Origin of the sequence: Pseudoalteromonas sp. SCSIO_11900, from assembly GCF_000576475.1 — a bacterium.
GTDB classification, from domain to species: Bacteria; Pseudomonadota; Gammaproteobacteria; order Enterobacterales; family Alteromonadaceae; genus Pseudoalteromonas; species Pseudoalteromonas tetraodonis.
The window spans coordinates 383,449-401,220 of record NZ_KK070025.1 but is presented as its reverse complement, the minus strand read 5'-3'; the positions used below and the strand labels follow the sequence as shown (position 1 = coordinate 401,220).

General features: G+C 38.4%; 16 protein-coding genes and 1 pseudogene. 11 read left to right on the top strand and 6 right to left on the bottom strand.

Annotation, left to right across the window (positions count from 1 at the left end; all coding sequences use genetic code 11):
- Positions 1–22 precede the first annotated feature (22 nt).
- Positions 23–442 carry an MAPEG family protein gene (locus tag BG00_RS16015; RefSeq protein WP_028834120.1) on the top strand — a complete coding sequence of 140 codons (420 nt, stop codon included), beginning with the start codon at positions 23–25 and terminating at the stop codon, positions 440–442.
- 40 nt (positions 443–482) lie between these two features.
- Here BG00_RS16015 and BG00_RS16010 read toward each other — a convergent pair whose 3' ends face one another.
- Positions 483–1,097, bottom strand: a complete 615-nt coding sequence (locus tag BG00_RS16010) for a peptidylprolyl isomerase (protein WP_253861422.1) — start codon at positions 1,095–1,097, stop codon at positions 483–485.
- Between the two features lie 76 nt (positions 1,098–1,173).
- Here BG00_RS16010 and BG00_RS16005 point away from each other — a divergent pair, with 76 nt between their 5' ends.
- Positions 1,174–2,034 (top strand): IS982 family transposase, encoded by an 861-nt coding sequence (locus BG00_RS16005; RefSeq protein WP_036981369.1) that lies wholly within the window; start codon positions 1,174–1,176, stop codon positions 2,032–2,034.
- 22 nt (positions 2,035–2,056) lie between these two features.
- Here the strand turns inward: BG00_RS16005 and BG00_RS17560 are convergent.
- Positions 2,057–2,203, bottom strand: a pseudogene (locus BG00_RS17560) (peptidylprolyl isomerase); the annotation flags it as partial.
- Between the two features lie 295 nt (positions 2,204–2,498).
- Between BG00_RS17560 and BG00_RS16000 the strand changes: the two are divergent.
- On the top strand, positions 2,499–2,690 hold the full coding sequence (locus BG00_RS16000; protein WP_036983896.1) for a hypothetical protein: 192 nt from the start codon (positions 2,499–2,501) through the stop codon (positions 2,688–2,690).
- 79 nt (positions 2,691–2,769) lie between these two features.
- Positions 2,770–4,389 (top strand): bifunctional UDP-sugar hydrolase/5'-nucleotidase UshA, encoded by a 1,620-nt coding sequence (gene ushA / locus BG00_RS15995; RefSeq protein ID WP_036983895.1) that lies wholly within the window; start codon positions 2,770–2,772, stop codon positions 4,387–4,389.
- Positions 4,390–4,514: 125 nt separating this feature from the next.
- Here ushA and BG00_RS15990 read toward each other — a convergent pair whose 3' ends face one another.
- Positions 4,515–5,462, bottom strand: coding sequence for a hypothetical protein (locus BG00_RS15990; protein WP_036983894.1), 948 nt, complete (start codon positions 5,460–5,462; stop codon positions 4,515–4,517).
- Positions 5,462–6,331, bottom strand: a complete 870-nt coding sequence (locus tag BG00_RS15985; protein WP_036983893.1) for a type 2 periplasmic-binding domain-containing protein — start codon at positions 6,329–6,331, stop codon at positions 5,462–5,464. Before BG00_RS15985 ends, BG00_RS15990 begins: the two co-directional genes overlap by 1 nt.
- Before the next feature lie 236 nt (positions 6,332–6,567).
- Between BG00_RS15985 and BG00_RS15980 the strand changes: the two genes are divergently transcribed.
- The 3 genes from BG00_RS15980 to BG00_RS15970 all read left to right on the top strand — a co-directional run bounded on the left by BG00_RS15980 (position 6,568) and on the right by BG00_RS15970 (position 14,128).
- On the top strand, positions 6,568–7,422 hold the full coding sequence (locus tag BG00_RS15980; RefSeq protein ID WP_036983892.1) for a S1/P1 nuclease: 855 nt from the start codon (positions 6,568–6,570) through the stop codon (positions 7,420–7,422).
- A 43-nt stretch (positions 7,423–7,465) separates the two neighbouring features.
- On the top strand, positions 7,466–10,672 hold the full coding sequence (locus BG00_RS15975; RefSeq protein ID WP_036983891.1) for a TonB-dependent receptor: 3,207 nt from the start codon (positions 7,466–7,468) through the stop codon (positions 10,670–10,672).
- Positions 10,673–10,999: 327 nt separating this feature from the next.
- Positions 11,000–14,128, top strand: a complete 3,129-nt coding sequence (locus tag BG00_RS15970) for a TonB-dependent receptor (RefSeq protein WP_036983889.1) — start codon at positions 11,000–11,002, stop codon at positions 14,126–14,128.
- A gap of 48 nt (positions 14,129–14,176) precedes the next feature.
- Here the strand turns inward: BG00_RS15970 and BG00_RS15965 are convergent, their stop codons facing one another.
- Positions 14,177–14,608 (bottom strand): MarR family winged helix-turn-helix transcriptional regulator, encoded by a 432-nt coding sequence (locus BG00_RS15965; protein WP_036983888.1) that lies wholly within the window; start codon positions 14,606–14,608, stop codon positions 14,177–14,179.
- Between the two features lie 152 nt (positions 14,609–14,760).
- On the opposite strand from BG00_RS15965, the gene hmgA reads away from it, so the two are divergent.
- Together hmgA and maiA are read left to right on the top strand one after the other, a co-directional pair.
- A complete protein-coding gene (gene hmgA, locus BG00_RS15960; protein ID WP_036983887.1) occupies positions 14,761–16,062 on the top strand; it encodes a homogentisate 1,2-dioxygenase in 1,302 nt (433 codons plus the stop codon).
- Positions 16,063–16,069: 7 nt separating this feature from the next.
- A complete protein-coding gene (gene maiA / locus BG00_RS15955) occupies positions 16,070–16,699 on the top strand; it encodes a maleylacetoacetate isomerase (RefSeq protein ID WP_036983886.1) in 630 nt (209 codons plus the stop codon).
- A 9-nt stretch (positions 16,700–16,708) separates the two neighbouring features.
- Here maiA and BG00_RS15950 read toward each other — a convergent pair whose 3' ends face one another.
- Entirely contained in the window at positions 16,709–16,942 is a 234-nt protein-coding gene (locus tag BG00_RS15950; RefSeq protein WP_036983885.1) for a TIGR02647 family protein, read from the bottom strand.
- 104 nt (positions 16,943–17,046) lie between these two features.
- Here BG00_RS15950 and BG00_RS15945 point away from each other — a divergent pair, with 104 nt between their 5' ends.
- On the top strand, positions 17,047–17,349 hold the full coding sequence (locus BG00_RS15945) for a DUF1496 domain-containing protein (protein WP_036983884.1): 303 nt from the start codon (positions 17,047–17,049) through the stop codon (positions 17,347–17,349).
- 97 nt (positions 17,350–17,446) lie between these two features.
- Complete coding sequence (locus BG00_RS15940) at positions 17,447–17,758, top strand: VF530 family protein (protein ID WP_036983883.1); 312 nt, start codon at positions 17,447–17,449, stop codon at positions 17,756–17,758.
- Positions 17,759–17,772 lie beyond the last annotated feature (14 nt).

Sequence of the window (17,772 nt, the reverse complement as noted above, 5' to 3'; positions counted from 1 at the left end):
AATATAAATAATAAGGTAAGTTATGGAAAAGATAATAATAATAGCCATGTTCGTTCAGGTAACACTTTCATTAGTTGTGATGGTAATAATGGGAAAACGACGTTTTGCGGCGGCTAAAAACAAACACATACAGCTAAGTGACTTTGCTGCTATGCGCCTTGATAATGCGGGCGATCATGTCAGAGTCGCTGATCGTAATTTTAGTAATCAATTTGAAATACCTGTGCTTTTTTATGCGGGATGTTTGCTTGCTTTACAGCTTAATATGGCGAGTGTCCCTATTGCAGTATTGGCGTGTATATTTGTAGCGACACGCATTATTCATAGCCTCATTCACCTTGGTAGTAATCATTTAAGAGCCCGTTTTAGAGTATTTTTGCTAGGCTGCTTAGCTGTGTTTGTAATGTGGGTAATGCTACTGGTGAGCGTACTTTACAACTAAAAAAACGGCGGCTATGATAAGTCGCCGTTATTTTTACGGCTTATTTAGTGCGTTTTAACCTAGGTGCTACAAGCAATAGTGCGCCTAATAACCATGCCATACTGCCACTAGAGTCTGAACTTTGTGGTGGTGTCACTTCTACGTTATCAATTAATGTATTCTCTTTAGGTGTTAAATTTTGTGCTGAATTAGGATCGTCATCAAGCACAACCACCGTTTGTATTGATACTAAGTTTTGATTACTAATAACCACATTTTCATCTGAACATTGCTCTTTAGTAATACCAACCAATGGTACCTCTGCACAATGAACTAAGGCCGCTATTTTATCTAAAGTTTCTTGGCTTTGTGCTGTTATTTGTCCGAAAACGGTAAACCCACCATTTTGTAAATCTAAGTTTTGGCTGTTATCACTCATATTAAAAAACCATTGGCTAGTGGCGCTGTTTTCATTGCCGCCCTGCTTTGCCATGGCAATTGTGCCTTTTACATTTGAGTAAACAGGTTCGTTAATAACCGCTGGCTTGGTTGTAATGGGATCCATTTCATCAGAAAAAGTAAAACCTCCCCCTTGAATGACAAACTTATCAACAGAGCGGTGTATTACTGTTTGATTATACGCAGCATCATTAACATAACTTAACCTGAGCTGCACATAAGAAATGGAACTAAATGCCCTTGCGGTGATCAGATCTTTCGACCAAGAAACATAAGATTACCGAGGCAAGGGCATGAATAACTTAGATGCAATTTACGTAGATGTCGATGATTTTTGTTTATTGTTTGAACCTCAATGGCTTAAACACCTAATAGAATCAGGTGAAAAGCAACGCATTAAGCCATCTCGACTATCCTCTAGCGAAGTGATGACTATATTAATTGCTTTTCATCAATCAGGTTATCGCGATTTTAAAACTTACTACACCAAATTTGTTTGTCAGTATTGGCGACATTATTTCCCTGATTTAGTCAGTTATACACGTATGTTGAAGTTACTTCAGGCCACGTTACCTGCTCTGTGTAGCTATCTGAAGCAGCGCTTTGATAAACCAACAGGCATTGCATTTATCGATTCCACTTCTCTCAAGGTGTGTCACAACATGCGTATTCCTCGCCACCAAGTTTTTGCAGGAGAAGCCAAACGAGGCAAAGGAACAATGGGCTGGTTTTATGGTTTTAAACTTCACCTCATCATGAATGATGAAGGGGGTTTATTAGCTGTAAAAGTGACAGCTGGGAATGTTGATGATAGACAGCCGGTATTAGATATGGTCGATAATGTTGCAGGTAGTTTATACGCTGATAAAGGTTATGTATCTGCAAACTTAAAAGCGGAACTTGCTGAGCAAGGTATTGATTTTATTACAGGTCAAAGAAGTAATATGAAACGTCAGCCAATATCATCTTGGGATAGAGCGATGTTATCAAAGCGTTTCATCATCGAAACAGTTTTCGACCAGCTGAAAAATATGGCTCAAATAGACCACACAAGGCACCGCAGCTGCATCTCATTTATGGTTAATTTAATGGCTGGATTAATTGCCTATACCTTTCAGGCTAAAAAGCCGAGTATAAAAGTGACTCGGCTTTAATTCTTATGCAGATCTGAGGTTAACTTAGGAAGTTTTCTACTGTTTTAGGTGTTTGTTGATCAAACAAGTTAATTTCTATCGTTCCTTGGCTCGTTTGCATTTCGACTATGGTTGCTGCGCTTGAAAAGCTCGCTGCAGTTAAAATTGACGCTAAGATAAGCTTCTTCATTATTATTCCTATTTTTTATTGTCATTAGGCGTCATAGAGTAGTGTTATTCATTTTATAAATCGATACATAAGCACTTAACACTACAATTCATATCAAAGTAATTACACTGCAGTTACAACTGTTTACATTTTAATTTTAAACACGTTATGGTGAGTTAATTGTCTGAGAGCCTTGCAATACATCAAGGTGACTCTTTTTTAATTAACTTTAAGCCTAGCAAGGTACTTAAAAAGCCCCTTATCAATCACTCTTTTTTTGTTATTATCAGCCTACACAGTGATAGGAGTAAATATAATGGCAAACAACACGACTATTTGTGACTTTGGGCTACACCAAGGTGAACCATACACCCAACTTCCCGTCAGCTTTTTGAAATGGATGATTGATGTAAATCATCAAAAATCTCAATACGCACATGATGAGCTCGCACGCAGAAAACGGGTTGTAGAGCAGCAACGTGAAGCCTCATTGGCTGAAAAAACATGAAGAAGTGCGTTTTTTTAAACTCGAACTAGTTTAAACTAGCCGCCTACTATACTGAGTTTTGTTAATCGATAGGTATTTTATGCGTACTCTTGTTTTTCTCATTTTATTTCTTGGTTTATATGGCTGTGCCAGTGACTCTGTCAATAAACCTGCAGTACACTACTTAACTGTTCTTCATACCAATGATAATCATGGTCGTTTTTGGCATAATGAAAAAGGCGAATATGGTATGGCTGCGCGTAAAACCCTAATCGACCAGCTAAGAGCCGATGCAAAAGCACAAGGGCATCAGGTGTTATTATTATCAGGTGGTGATATTAATACTGGTATCCCTGAATCAGACCTGCAATTTGCTGAGCCTGATTTTAGAGGCATGTCGAAAATTGGCTATGACGCAATGGCACTAGGTAATCATGAGTTTGATAATCCATTGAGTGTATTAAGACAGCAACAGCAATGGGCTAACTTCCCTCTTTTATCGGCTAATATCTTTGATAAACAAACTAACGAAACTATTTTTGAACGTTATAAAATATTCAACAAAGGCGGCTTAACCATTGCCGTAATTGGGTTAACAACGACAGACACCGCTAAAATTGGTAACCCGCAATACATTGGTCACTTAGATTTTAAAGATCCTGTTGAAATTACCGCCTCACTTACCCAAACCCTAAAAACAAAATACAATCCCGACATTACCATTGCCGTAACCCACATGGGACACTACGTAGATGCTAATTATGGGATCAATGCCCCAGGTGATGTTACGCTTGCTCGCTCTTTAGATAAAAATGCCCTTGATATGATCATTGGTGGCCATTCCCAAGAGCCAGTGTGTATGGCTGCAGAAAATGTCACAGATGAGAATTTTAAGCCAGGTTTAGCCTGTAAACCTGATCAGCAAAATGGAACCTGGATAATGCAAGCCCATGAATGGGGTAAGTATGTGGGTAAAGCGGAGTTTAAATTAGAAAACGGTCAATTATCACTGCTAAGTTATCAATTATTGCCCGTTAATTTGTACGTAGATAAAAAGCAAAAAGACGGTAGCGTAAAATCCGTACTTGCTGCAAATTACATTAAACCAGATCCAGCGCTACAAACCTTTTTAGCGGCGTACCAAAAAAAAGGTGCAAAGCAAATTGAAGGTAAAATTGGCTTTGTGAATGACAGACTCGAGGGTGATCGTAACAAAGTACGCTTTGAACAAACTAACCTTGCTCGGGTAATTATTCAAGCGCAAATGAATACCGTAGGTGCCGATTTTGGCATTATCAGTGGTGGCGGTGTTCGCGATAGCATCAATGCGGGTGACGTGAGTTATAAAGACATACTCAAAGTACAGCCTTTTAAAAACCGTGTCGCCTATATCGATTTCAAAGGCAATGATATTTTAACCTATTTAAATGTCGTGACGCGTTTCCCACCAGACTCTGGAGCCTACATGCAATACCACAACCTAGCCTTTGAACTTAAAGAGGATCAAGTAACTAACGTGTTCATCGCCGGCAAGCCGCTTGATATAAACAAAACATACCGCATGAGTATTAATGAATATAATGCTTCTGGTGGCGATAGTTACCCTAAAATTACTAACATGAAAGGATTCGTAAGCACCGATGAAACGGACGCTCAGGCATTAAAACGATTTTTTGCAGAGCACAGCCCTGTTGATGCACATGAGTTTGCACCTAAATAGTAATCTGTATTGAACAACGATGAGTGTCATTGATATAGTAATGACACTCATCGTTGAGATTTATGTGCTAACCAGGCCAATTTAAGCTCTCTTAATCAGAGTTATGATTAAGTAGCAAACCACGATTACTTTCCTATTATTTTTATATTTCCTTGACCCACATTTGCTAACCCATAACTGTGCATTCGTGAGCGTGAGCCCTCTCCAAATGCTTTCGGTGGGTAGTATAATCCCTTTTGTTCAGGGCAATCATTTAACACGTCATCCAGTGCGGCACGAATTTCACTTAATGTTTTCTCTAGACTGTTATTAAAGTTTGGACGCTTTCTTACTGTATGACCAAGCTCAACTAAACGATAGAAATACTTATTGGCAAGCTCTATCAATTCCTCGGGTACATTCTTGTTATGATTAAGCTTGATCTCTGAATTGTTAGTGCAATATTCAACAAGCGCTAAATAAAAACATAGAGGTTTGTTTGCCAAAGCCACTTGGTGCTCCAAAGAAACACTACTCGATAAGGTTTTACTTTTTAAATCAATGATCAGGGTTAATGGTTTTGACTCTGTAGTATTTGATTCTGCGTGAATAACCTGCTTATCATCATTTTTGTTGATATAGGCTAATTTTATTAAGTATGTTAGTAATATGCTAAGAATAAAAAGCATCCCATAAATAGCCACCACATCACGCGTAAAATACGGCTGCCTCAAAGACAAAACAATAAACACCACACCATTATTACTATTTAACTCTCGAATAAACTCTGTGGAAGTTTTTAAAGAAGCATCAAATTCATGTTGTGGCGTTATAGCTACAACCTCAATACCGGTTCTATCAATAAAGGTGTTTAAGATTTGAATATAATTAAGTAAAGCTGCTTTATTACCTGAGTGTTTAAGCAGCTCATTTGATAAATCTAACAAAGGTAAGTCTAAAGCGATTCGTTTTTCTATTTGTATTATTTGTAATTTATTTACTTGCTGTTGTTTTTGCATTGTCGAAACATAAAAAACAGACGAGAAAACCAAGAATAAAAAAATTGTGCATATTATCCATATTAACCTATTCATTACGACTTCCCTATAAAGGTAACGGGGTAACTATTGCACTGCCAATATGGCTCAACATCTTGATAATATTGAAACGATTGTTCTTTAGACATACTCAATAAGTGAGACTGTACAGCACAGAGTAAATCAGTATTGTTATGCTGCATTTTTAAGTACCAACGGGTGCCTGCCACATTACTACTAATAGGCGTAATATAATTTTTTGAAAAACGCTGACTGTCACTTTCTCTCCAAAAAGAGGCAATAAGGTCTACTTCCCCGTTCGCCAATAATTCTCTCAATTCATTATGTGAACTCGCATAGGTTATTTTTAGATGAGCAATGTTTAGGCCTAGCTCTTTAAAGGCTTGTTTGGGTAAAATGTGCCCTGAGCGACTCGTTGGATAATCTAACAGACCGATTTTTTTATCTAAAAAATATTGTTTGCTGATCTTTGGTTTTTCTTTTGAAGAGATAAAAAACGCAGTGTAATCAGAAAAGCCAACCACAGGCTGATAGTTGTAAGTAGATTCAGCCTTAAACGCATCCATAATATTATTTTTCGCTAAAATTAAATCTGCAATACCTTTACCTACAAACTCTAAGCTATCAACGGTTCTATACCCCCAATAGCCAATGACAGAGCCATACTGTTTTGCCACTACTTTGTCACCACAGAGATTTTGAGTAAGTAATTGAGCAACGTATTTTGAGGGGGTAAATACTATAAGTTGACTCTTATTAGCTGTTGCCGTTGTTTGACATGTCGTTGATGTCTCAATTATTACTGGAAACGTTATATCTTCCTCGCCCACAATAACTTGACCTGAAAACCAACTTAGCAACACGCCCAGAAACATAAATGTAACAATCGCTGTTTTATGCAACATTAACTTCTTAATATTCAAAAAACACCCGTTTAAATTAGAGTAATAACTCATTTGAACAATTTTAATTACTTATTTCAACAGGTAATTTTACTCATTAAACACAACCCATTGAATATAAATAATTTTAAATAAGAAAGTATGAATTTTATTGAGTCCTTTCTATCAACTAAAAAAATGAGGACAATTGACCTTACTAGCGTTTACCAAATAAATGTCACACTAACTAGGATGCTTCAATGTACAAAAATGTAAAATATTCGCTTTCTTTAACACTTTTAATTAGTGCAATATTTGCAAGCACAGATTGTAATGCTTGGGGCCAAAACGGGCATCGTGTAGTGGGTAAAATTGCAGAGTCGCACATAAGCGAAACTACTAAGACTGCACTTATTCCCTATCTCAATGGCGAATCTTTAGCTCAGATTTCAACATGGCCTGACGAAATGCGATCTGCACCAGGTGACTTTTGGCAAAAAAAATCATCTCGTTGGCATTACATTAATGCTGATGACAACGCGACCTTTAGTTTTGACCACGACCACACTAAACACAAAGAATCAGTAACAAACATATTAGAAGGCATTCACTACTCTATCCGCGTGTTGAAAGATGATAAATCAAGCCTCGCGGCCAAACAGTTTAGCTTGCGTTTTTTGGTGCATTTAGTGGGTGACAGCCATCAACCATTTCATGCAGGAAGAGCAGAAGATAGAGGCGGCAATCGCGTTAAGGTTTCTTTTTTTAATCAACAGACCAACCTACATAGCTTATGGGACACCAAACTAGTTGAAAACGAAAACTTATCTTTTACTGAGTACGCTCAGTTTATAAATACCAACAACAGCGAGCTAATTAGTGAATATTTACAAAGCACACCAACAAGCTGGCTTGAAGAGTCGCACAACTTAGCCCTAAAAATATATGAATCAACAGAAGAACAGATTAGTTACGACTATATCTACAACAACACCTCTATTGTGAAAACACGCTTGCAACAAGCGGGAATTCGCTTGGCTGGATTGTTAAATACATTATTTGATCCTGCTAACACGCAATCAAAAATGGCCTTAACACAGCAAAAACAAAATTAAATTTAGTTTCTAACTTAAATCATCTACATGGGAAATCAACATTATGACTAAGCTTCGCCTTTCGAAATTAACTGGGGCTGTAATTCTAGCTCTAGGAGTTTCAACAAGCGCTATGGCTGCTGACACTTCATCTGCAATGCGTGGTAAAATAACCACACCTTCAGGTGCGAGCGCTGCAAACGTTAAAATTAAGGTTGTTCATCAACCAACCGGCACAATTAGTGAACTAACGACCAATGAAAGTGGTACTTTCATTGCGAATGGTTTACGTGTTGGTGGACCTTACACTGTGATCATCGACTCTGATACGTTTAACGATACCACCGTTGAAAACATCTTTTTAAACCTTGGCGAAACTTACAGATTAACATCGCAATTAGCGCCGCTAAACATTGAAAAGATTGAAGTCTCTGGTTATAAAATTGTACAACAGTCAGGTGGCTCTAGTAGTACGTTTGGCGAAGATACTATCAATAATATGCCTAGCTTTAACCGTGACATTAAAGATATCGCACGTTTAAATCCGCTTGCGAGTATTAATGGTAATGGTGAGCTAACTTTTGCTGGCAGCAACCCACGTACGAATGGTTTAACCGTAGATGGTATTGGCCAAAATGATGACTTTGGTTTAAGTTACGGCGGCTACCCGACTTCACAGCCTCCGGTAGCCCTTGATGCAATTGAGCAAATATCTGTTGATGTTTCTCCATTCTCTGCTTCTAAAGGTAACTTTGGTGGTGGTACTATTAACGCGGTAACTAAGTCAGGTACTAACGAATTTAAGTTTTCTGGTTTTTACGAAACATCAACACCTGATATTGCAGGCGATGTAGACAGTATATCTCAAGTGTTTGCTGATAACCGCCCTGTTTTAGATGACGATGGTCACCGCACATACATTGTTGAACAAGTAGAACCTAACCAAACTGAAAAACGCTACGGTTTTAATGTTGGCGGCCCACTTATAGACGATACCTTATTTTACTTTGTTAACTACAACAAATGGTCGAGTGAACTAGATTTAGATTATGGTTTTGAAGGTTCAGGCGCAACCAACGAATACGATGTGAGTGAAGAAAGCTATAACCGTTTCCTTAATATTCTAAATAACGAATACGGCTTAACAGACTCTCTTGGAGGCGATCCTAAAGACACCAACGAAACATTACTTGTAAAATTAAGCTGGAACATTGCTGATGATCATCGCTTAGATTTTACCTATCAGTGGCAAGATGACAAAGATGAAACAAACTTTGGTACTGGTGGCACATCAGTTCAGTTTGCATCAAGTCGTTATACCTACGCAACCAAGTTTAATAACTTTGCTACCAAGCTATATTCAGATTGGAATGAAGACTTTTCAACTGAAATCGGTATTGCATACAAAGATGTATCATCGAGAAGTTTAACAAATTCTGATATTGGTAGCGTTAAAGTTGAAGAATACTTCCGCGGGCCTTCTTATAACTTTGGTACCGATGAGTTTCGCCATGCAAATAGCTCAGCAACAGAAAATTTAACACTTTCTCTTGATGCCACTTATTTAATGGACGAGCATGAAATTAACTTTGGTATGCAATATGAGTCGTTAAACTTATACAACCTTTTTGCAGCTAACTCTCTCGGTTCATGGGAATTTGATAACTTTAATGGTTTCGAAAATCGTGAAGTAGGTAACTACAAAGGAGAATACGATTTTAGCTACAGCAATGCCTTTACAAATAACCCTAATGACACTGCTTACGACGCAACCCGTAATCAATTAGCACTTTACATTGAAGATACTTTTTATGTTGGTGATGATTTAGAAGTAACGGCAGGTGTTCGTTATGAGCGTTTATCTTCTGATGATAAACCAACACTCAACGAAAACTTTTTAAACACCTATGGCTTTAGCAATCAAGAAAACCTCGATGGGTTAGATATTATTCTACCGCGTATTGGCTTTAAGTATTACGCTACAGAAGCATTAACAGTTAACGGTGGTGTAGGTCGTTTCCAAGGTGGTATCCCTAACGTTTGGTACAATAACTCATTCCAAAACGATGGCATTACTTTTGTAGATGCACCTCAAAGTGCTATTAACGATTATTATGCTAATAATCAAGCTGATATCACTCAAGTACCAGATGCCATAAAAGGCTCTTTAGTTCAAGGTGCAGGTAGCACTAACTATGTTGATCCTAACTTTGAACTACCGTCAAGTATTCGTGCACAACTTGGATTTGAGTACGACTTTGATTCTGAATTACTAGGTGAAGGCTTTAAATGGCAAGCAGAAATTGCTTATCACAAAAAAGAAAACGAAGCTGTGTGGCATAACACCGCCATTAAACCTGTAGGTGTAGCGGCCGACGGCGAGCGTATCATCTATGAAAGTATTTACAGCGGTGATTTAGCTGATAACTTTGATATAGCAATGACTAACTCAACTGATGATGGTCGTTCTGTTATTATTACAACAGCACTAGCTAAAGAGTGGGAAAATGGCCTTTATATTTCAGCAAGCTATGCGCATCAAGATGTAACAGAAGCGTCTTCAGGTTCTTCTTCACGTGCACAAAGCAACTATCAGTACAATATCACTAAGAGCCGAAATGAAGACTTTGCTGCCCGTGGTGCGTATGAAGTAGAGCATAGCTTTAAAGTTAATTTAGCGTATAACACTGAGTTCTTCAGTGGTTATGCCACAAGATTTAATGTGTATTTCGAACGTCGCTCTGGTCGTCCATTTAGCTATACTATGGGTATGTATGAAGATCGTGACTTAGGTGATACGCGTGACTTTTATTCAAGCTCAGCTTATTTAGCGTATATTCCAACTGGTGCAGATGATACCAATGTAAATTGGGATGAATCAGGGCTATCATGGAGTGAACTTGAAACACTACTTAATAGAGCGGGTATTTCTGAGCGAGGTCAAATCTTAGATCGTAACTCAGGCACGCAACCATGGGTTACCACTATGGATATTAGCGTTAAACAAGAGATCCCTGGTTTTGCAAAAGGTCATAGCGGTGAGGTTTACTTTATGATTGATAACTTTGCTAACTTATTAAACAGTGATTGGGGCGTAGAAAAGCGCTTAGGTTTCTCTGACCAAGCAGTTTACGACTTTGGCGGCTTAGACGATCAAGGTCGTTATATAATTGATAGCAGATTTAATGGCGCTGATGTTCGTAACTATAGCCAATATCAAACTAGCTCGTCTGCTTGGCAAGCTAAAATTGGTGTTAGCTATAAGTTTTAATACATAGCCTGTACATCAAAAACTCGTAAAATTAAAAAAGCCATTACATGCATGTAATGGCTTTTTTTATGGAAAAAATCACTTTTCATCTGTTTGTCATAAAAACTACTTACTATTTGCACGGTAAAATATTGAAACATAGATAAAATGCTAAATTTCATAAATAAAGTGTTTTATAATAAAAAAATTACAGTTGTATTTTATTTGTAACAAACAAATGAGGTACACTATGTAAGTATTTTGGGTTAAGTGTATTTTGCGGTCGCTTAAGCCAAAATTAAAATAAAAAAGCTATTAAAAGTTTATTTAACTACACGGGAAAATAAAATGAAAATTCAACTTCGCAAAACAGCTCTATCACTTGCTATAGCAGCATGTGTTGGTGTCAGTGGTGCTGCAATTGCAAACGAAACAACCTCAGCAATTAAAGGTCAAATAACTGGACCTAACGGTAACCCTGCTGCAGGAACTAAAATTACTATTTTACACGTTCCTTCAGGCTCTGTTAAAACAACTGAAGTAAATGACGCTGGTTACTTTACTGCTAAAGGACTTCGTGTTGGCGGCCCTTACAAAGTAATCGTAGACTCAGACATCTACGCTGACCAAGAGTTCAATAATATTATCTTGAACATTGGTAGCGACTACCCTGTTAATACTTCACTTGAAAATATCTCAGATGTTGAACAAATTGTAGTAACTGGTCGCCCTATTAGCACTATGTCTGGTGGTACGGGTCCTGCTTCAACATTCACATTAAGCGATCTTGAAAATCAACCAGCTATTAACCGTGATTTAAAAGATATTATTCGTATTGACCCTCGCGTTGCTATCGATGATAGCCGTGGTTCAATCAACTGTGGTGGTGGTAATCCACGTTTTAACAGCTTAACCCTTGATGGCGTTCGCATGAACGATAACTTTGGTTTAAGCTCAAACGGTTACCCTACTATTCGCGCTCCGTTCTCTTTTGATTCAATCGAGCAAGTAGCGGTAGAATTAGCCCCTTTTGATGTTCAATATGGTGGTTTCACATCATGTAACATCAACGCTGTGACCAAATCTGGCGGCAACGACATTCACGGTGGTGTATTCTACGATTACACTAACGATTCAATGAAAGGCGATAAGATTGAAGGTAATGACGTTGACAACGGCGATTACAGTGAAAAACGTTATGGTTTCAACGTTGGCTTACCACTAATCAATGATACGCTTTTCTTGTTTACCTCTTACGAGAAACTTGAAGGTGTTAAACAGTTTAACTATTCATCTTTAGTATCGTCAGCTGATATTGAACGTATCAAACAAATCACTAAAGATAAATACCTTTATGATGCAGGCACAACACCAGCGAGTTCGCCAGTAGAAGATGAAAAAATCTTAGTTAAATTAGATTGGAACATCAATGATGACCATCGTGCTAACCTAATTTATAACTACAATGATGGCTTTACTTTATCGCAATCAGATGCAGATGGTGATGAGCTCGCATTTGACAGCCACTTTTATGAGCAAGGTGCTGAGTTTACCTCAATCGTTGCATCACTTTACTCTGATTGGAATGACAACTTTTCAACTGAAGTTCGTTTAGGTAAATCAGAGCTTGACGCTCGCGTTCAATCTTTAGACGCAGCAAGCGGTTTTGGTGAGTTCCAAATCAGCACTGACGACGCTACTGTGTACATTGGTCCTGATGACTCTCGTCAATCAAATGATTTAAACTACGATACCACAACAGCTAAATTCTCAGGTACTTACTACCTTGATCAGCACACGATTACCGCTGGTTTTGAGTATGAAAAGTTAGAAGTATTTAACCAATTCGTACAACATACTGAAGGTGAATGGCGCTTTGCATCTATCGATGCTTATGAGCAAGGTATTGCTAGTGCAGTATTTTACAATAATGCAGCAGGCACAAATGATCCTACAGATGCAGCTGCTAGCTTCGCTTATTCACAAAATACATTCTATGTACAAGATGAATACAGCTTTTCAGATATCGATGCATCATTAACATTTGGTCTTCGTTACGATAGTTATTCAAGCGATGATAAACCTACTTTCAACCAAAACTTTACTGATCGTTACGGTTTTAGCAATCAGTCAACGTTTGATGGTATTGATCTAATTCAACCACGTGTTGGTTTTGAGTGGTATGCAACCGATGCATTAGAAGTACGTGCAGGTGTTGGCTTGTTCTCAGGCGGAAATCCAAATGTATGGTTATCTAACTCATACTCAAATGACGGTATTACAAATATTAGTGCTAACCAGTTTGGTAGCGTAGACTTATTTGCTCCTGAAAACGTTACAGTTACAGGTGCGGGCCCAGGTTTTGATATTCCAAAATCTCAGTTTGATAAGGTAGCTAATACGCCAATCGGTTCAGGTGATGGTACTGTTAACGCTGTTGATCCTAACTTTGAAATTCCATCAGAATGGAAATATTCAGTAGGTGCAACCTACACTACTGAAAACGATTATGTTATTGCTTTAGATTACCTTTACACTGATAAACGAGATGCAGCGACATTACAAGATATCGCACTTCGCCCTACAGGTGAAGTTAGCTTTGACGGTCGTCCTTTGTATGAATCAATTGAAGGTCGTGATGGCGAGCTTTTATTGACTAATGTTAACGGCGATAGCGGTTCATCATCAATCATTTCAGCAGCAGTGAGCAAAGCGTTTGATAATGGCGTTAGCGTTCAGTTCTCATACGCTTACACTGATGCAGATGATGTAAACCCAATGACTAGCTCTGTAGCCAGCTCAAACTACGGTAACCTAGCAACATCAAACCCAGGTAACCCTGGCGTGGCATCATCTGATTACGAAATCCCACATCGCTTTACATTAAACCTAGGTTATAAGCACGAGTTCTTTGATGGTTATAACACCCGCTTTAACCTATTTGGTGAAGCATATAAAGGTTTACCATATAGCTTTACTTACAAGAGTAATCGTGACACGGGTGCGGGCGATATTCAATTTGGTGACGACAATTCAAATGGCGCGCGTCAATTATTGTATGTACCACTTGAAAATGATCCAAACGTTGTCTACAACATGAGTGCGGATGAAATCAATGAGTTTAACGACTTTATTGCATCTGAAGGCCTTAAACGTGGTGAAATCACAGGTCGTAACCAACAAAACTCTGATTGGTTCGTTAAATTTAACTTTAAAATTACTCAAGAAGTACCTGGCTTTATGGATGGCCATAAAGGTGAAGCATTCTTCGTAATCGATAACTTAACGAATATGTTAAACGATGATTGGGGTGTGTTAAGAAAAGGCTCTTTCGTGGGTAATAAGATGGTTGAAGTAAATATTAATGACCAAGGTCAATACGTTTACTCAAACTTCAGTGCACGTAGTGCTGAACAGTCTGTACAACGCGATGCCTCTTTATGGGAAATGCGTGTAGGTGTTCGTTACACGTTCTAATTTGATTGATTAAATTAGTGTATTAAAAAGCCCACTTTGTGGGCTTTTTTATGCCTGTAATTTATTTTTTAATTTATCAAAAATTGCGATTAGCTGATGCTGTTCAGCATCCGACAGGCAGTTTAATAATGCACGCTCCCACTGCAATGCTTGTGGGGTTATTTTTTCATATAAAGCCATGCCCTTATCACTTAGCATCAAAAATGCAGCGCGCTTATCATGCTTATTTAACTCACTATAAATAAGCCCTTTATCTATTAGCGTTTTTACTGCCCTTGATACTGTCGACTTATCCATATCTGCTTGAGTACATAACTGCTTTGCTGTGCTTTGGCCTGATTGCGCTAAATTAGCCATTATTCGCCACTGAGGAATAGTTAAATCAAACCCTTTTTTATAAATACTCGAAAAATCATTACTTACCTGTGTTGCTAAGTGTGTTAATTGATAAGGTAAAAATGTCGTTAAATCTATTTTCATATTGAATCACTTATTTATTTACATACGACTTTTATTTGTTCACTTTTATTTACAAGGGTCATAATCAGTGTGTTTGATATTAGTCTCACTTGAGAGTATCTTAGCGTAAATAACAAAAATATAACACTCCCCCACTTTCACAGGAGTCAGTAATGGCGACACAATTAAACTATATGACCGGCTTTGGTAATGAATTTGAAACCGAAGCGCTGCCTGGTGCATTACCGATTGGGCAATTTAGCCCGCAAAAAGTAAAATACGATTTATATGCAGAGCAATTTAGTACCACCGCATTTACCGCGCCGCGTGCTGATAACCGCCGCACTTGGATGTACCGTATTCGCCCATCGGTTGTCCAAGGTGATTACAGCGCAATTGATAACGGTTTAATTCGCACCGCCCCAATTACCGAAGTCCCGACTCCACCTACAATGCTTCGTTGGGATCCAATTGATATTCCAACCACACCAACCGATTTCATTGATGGTTTGATCACTATGGCTGCAAACGGCAGCGCCAATGGGCAAGCCGGTATTGGCATTCATGTTTATGTCGCCAACAAATCAATGGACAAGCGCTTTTTTTATAACGCCGATGGCGAAATGTTATTTGTACCACAACACGGCGAGCTATTACTTAAAACAGAACTCGGGCATTTAAGTATTAAAGCCGGTGAAATTGCGGTTATTCCGCGTGGCATTAAGTTTCAGGTGCAGCTATTAACTGATACAGCGCGTGGGTATATTTGTGAAAACTACGGCCATGCTTATGTTCTTGCTGAGCGCGGCCCTGTTGGCGCAAATGGTTATGCTAATGACCGTGACTTTCACTATCCAGTAGCGGCTTTTGAAGACATTGAAGGCGAATTTGAACTTATTGCTAAATTTAATGGCAATATGTTTCGTTGTGATATTGGTCATTCTCCTCTTGATGTTGTTGCTTGGACAGGTAACAGCGCGCCTTACAAATACGATTTGGCTCGCTTTAATGTCATGAATACCGTTAGCTTTGATCACCCCGATCCATCAATTTTCACGGTACTAACCTCGCCATCAGGCACTGAAGGCGTTGCAAATATTGATTTTGCTATTTTTCCACCGCGTTGGATGGTCGCTGAAAACACCTTCCGCCCGCCTTACTATCACCGTAATATTATGAGTGAATTTATGGGCTTAATAGAAGGGGTATATGATGCAAAAGAGCATGGCTTTGTGCCAGGTGGTATGAGCTTACATAACTGTATGTCGCCGCATGGTCCTGAAGCAGACGTATTTGAAAAAGCGTCAAATGCGGACTTAGAACCACAACGCTACGATAATACGTTGGCGTTTATGTTTGAGTCACGTTATGTAATATCGCCGACTAAATACGCATTAGAAGGTAAAGAGCGTCAAGCTAATTACACTGACTGCTGGCGCACAATCAAAAAACACTTTAATGGCAATCAAGGATAATTAGATTATGAAGCTTTATACTTATTTTCGCTCATCGGCAGCATATCGTGTACGCATTGCATTAAATCTCAAAAAAATTGATCACCAGTTGGTGCCAGTAAACTTACTAAAATCAGAGCAACAAAGCACAGATTACTTACAGAAAAACCCTCAAGGACTTTTACCTTCTTTAGAAACAGAAGACGGCGTATTAGGTCAATCTCTAGCAATTTTAGAGTACCTTGAAGAGCAATACCCTGAAACACCATTGCTGCCTGGTAATGCATGGCAAAAAGCACACATTCGCAATTTAAGTTATGCTATTGCCTGTGATATCCATCCGATTGATAATTTACGGGTACTGAAATATTTAAGTAGTGAGCTCAATGTTGATGATGAAGCAAAAAATAAATGGTACCGCCACTGGGTTGAAGTGGGTTTCGAAAAAATAGAACGCATGCTAGATAGCAAAAACACATTTTGTGCAGGCGACTCACCAAGCTTAGCTGATGTGTGTTTAGTACCGCAGGTATTTAATGCCATTCGTTTTAAAGTAGATATGGCTGCCTACCCTAAAATAGCAGCCATATATCAGCGTTGTAATGAGTTGGCAGCTTTTGTTGATGCAGCCCCTGAAAATCAACCTGATGCAAACTAATAAAGTAGATTAACTTTTTAGTACACTGTGTATTACCGTTACATGCTCAATTAAATCTAAGCCCAGTTCGGTTAAATAGCCACCATCTGGGCTGTCTATCACTCCCTTATCAAACAAACGCTGTGCGGCACTTAACAAAGCCGGCTCAGCATCAGAATGGAGTTTAATTCCTTGCATTTTGCTCTCGCGTGGAAATTTTGCTAATAGCGTAAATTCGTCAATCATGGTTTGATTAAATAGCATATGTGTTCACCTTTTTATTGTTCTGTGTTTTACTGAAGTTGTCTTACTTACCCTAGCATGTTTTTTTGCTAAGTGTAGTTATTTTAAACACCTTGAGGTTTTTGATGCGTTCTTATTTTACTTCGTTTATTACTGTTTTATGCTTGTGTTTTTCAGCTTTAAGCTTCGCTAGCACAATAAAAACGCTTCCTGTTGTTGATGCTACCCAGCTTATAAACACAAACACTCAGTGCTGGTATGATAATAAACGTTACAGCGAAGGAGCTATACTGCAGGTTCACTCAGTTTCGCTTATTTGTGCTGCAAAGTACCCCCAACATAACAACAGTCAATTGATTTGGCTAAAGCTTGATAAGCAAGGTAACCTTATTTACCCCAAGAAACCTGCAACTATTACTGTAAATTAATCAAGGTTAACAATCTGGAATCTGCCAGCCATCTCCAAACTATTAAGATGCGGCGGGATACGTTACAATACATGCAGTTTAAAAAAGCAGTGTAACTATGAATAATCAACCAAAAAACCCGCTACATGGGATAACTTTAGAGCAAATTCTTGTAGAACTAGAGCAACGTTTAGGCTTTAAAACAATGGGTGAACAAGTAAACATAAAATGCTTTACTGATTCTCCGAGTATCAAATCAAGCTTAAAATTTTTACGTAAAACCCCATGGGCAAGAGATAAAGTAGAAGCGCTTTATATCCATACCATTAATAACAAGCCGTTACGTAAGCCTAGAAATAAATCGACTAAGCAGTCAGAATCCTCACAACCTGATACATCAGTTTTTGTATGGCCTTCTATTAAAAAATAAAATGCTCAAAAAAT

What these genes read in the sequence shown, in the direction of transcription:
- BG00_RS15975 (WP_036983891.1), top strand. Translation starts at nt 7,466, where the DNA reads ATGACTAAGCTTCGCCTTTCGAAATTAACTGGGGCTGTAATTCTAGCT.
- BG00_RS15980 (WP_036983892.1), top strand. Translation starts at nt 6,568, where the DNA reads ATGTACAAAAATGTAAAATATTCGCTTTCTTTAACACTTTTAATTAGT.
- BG00_RS15970 (WP_036983889.1), top strand. Translation starts at nt 11,000, where the DNA reads ATGAAAATTCAACTTCGCAAAACAGCTCTATCACTTGCTATAGCAGCA.
- maiA (WP_036983886.1), top strand. Translation starts at nt 16,070, where the DNA reads ATGAAGCTTTATACTTATTTTCGCTCATCGGCAGCATATCGTGTACGC.
- hmgA (WP_036983887.1), top strand. Translation starts at nt 14,761, where the DNA reads ATGGCGACACAATTAAACTATATGACCGGCTTTGGTAATGAATTTGAA.
- BG00_RS16015 (WP_028834120.1), top strand. Translation starts at nt 23, where the DNA reads ATGGAAAAGATAATAATAATAGCCATGTTCGTTCAGGTAACACTTTCA.
- BG00_RS15950 (WP_036983885.1), bottom strand. Translation starts at nt 16,942, where the DNA reads ATGCTATTTAATCAAACCATGATTGACGAATTTACGCTATTAGCAAAA.
- ushA (WP_036983895.1), top strand. Translation starts at nt 2,770, where the DNA reads ATGCGTACTCTTGTTTTTCTCATTTTATTTCTTGGTTTATATGGCTGT.
- BG00_RS15945 (WP_036983884.1), top strand. Translation starts at nt 17,047, where the DNA reads ATGCGTTCTTATTTTACTTCGTTTATTACTGTTTTATGCTTGTGTTTT.
- BG00_RS16000 (WP_036983896.1), top strand. Translation starts at nt 2,499, where the DNA reads ATGGCAAACAACACGACTATTTGTGACTTTGGGCTACACCAAGGTGAA.
- BG00_RS16005 (WP_036981369.1), top strand. Translation starts at nt 1,174, where the DNA reads ATGAATAACTTAGATGCAATTTACGTAGATGTCGATGATTTTTGTTTA.
- BG00_RS15965 (WP_036983888.1), bottom strand. Translation starts at nt 14,608, where the DNA reads ATGAAAATAGATTTAACGACATTTTTACCTTATCAATTAACACACTTA.
- BG00_RS15985 (WP_036983893.1), bottom strand. Translation starts at nt 6,331, where the DNA reads ATGTTGCATAAAACAGCGATTGTTACATTTATGTTTCTGGGCGTGTTG.
- BG00_RS15940 (WP_036983883.1), top strand. Translation starts at nt 17,447, where the DNA reads ATGAATAATCAACCAAAAAACCCGCTACATGGGATAACTTTAGAGCAA.
- BG00_RS15990 (WP_036983894.1), bottom strand. Translation starts at nt 5,462, where the DNA reads ATGAATAGGTTAATATGGATAATATGCACAATTTTTTTATTCTTGGTT.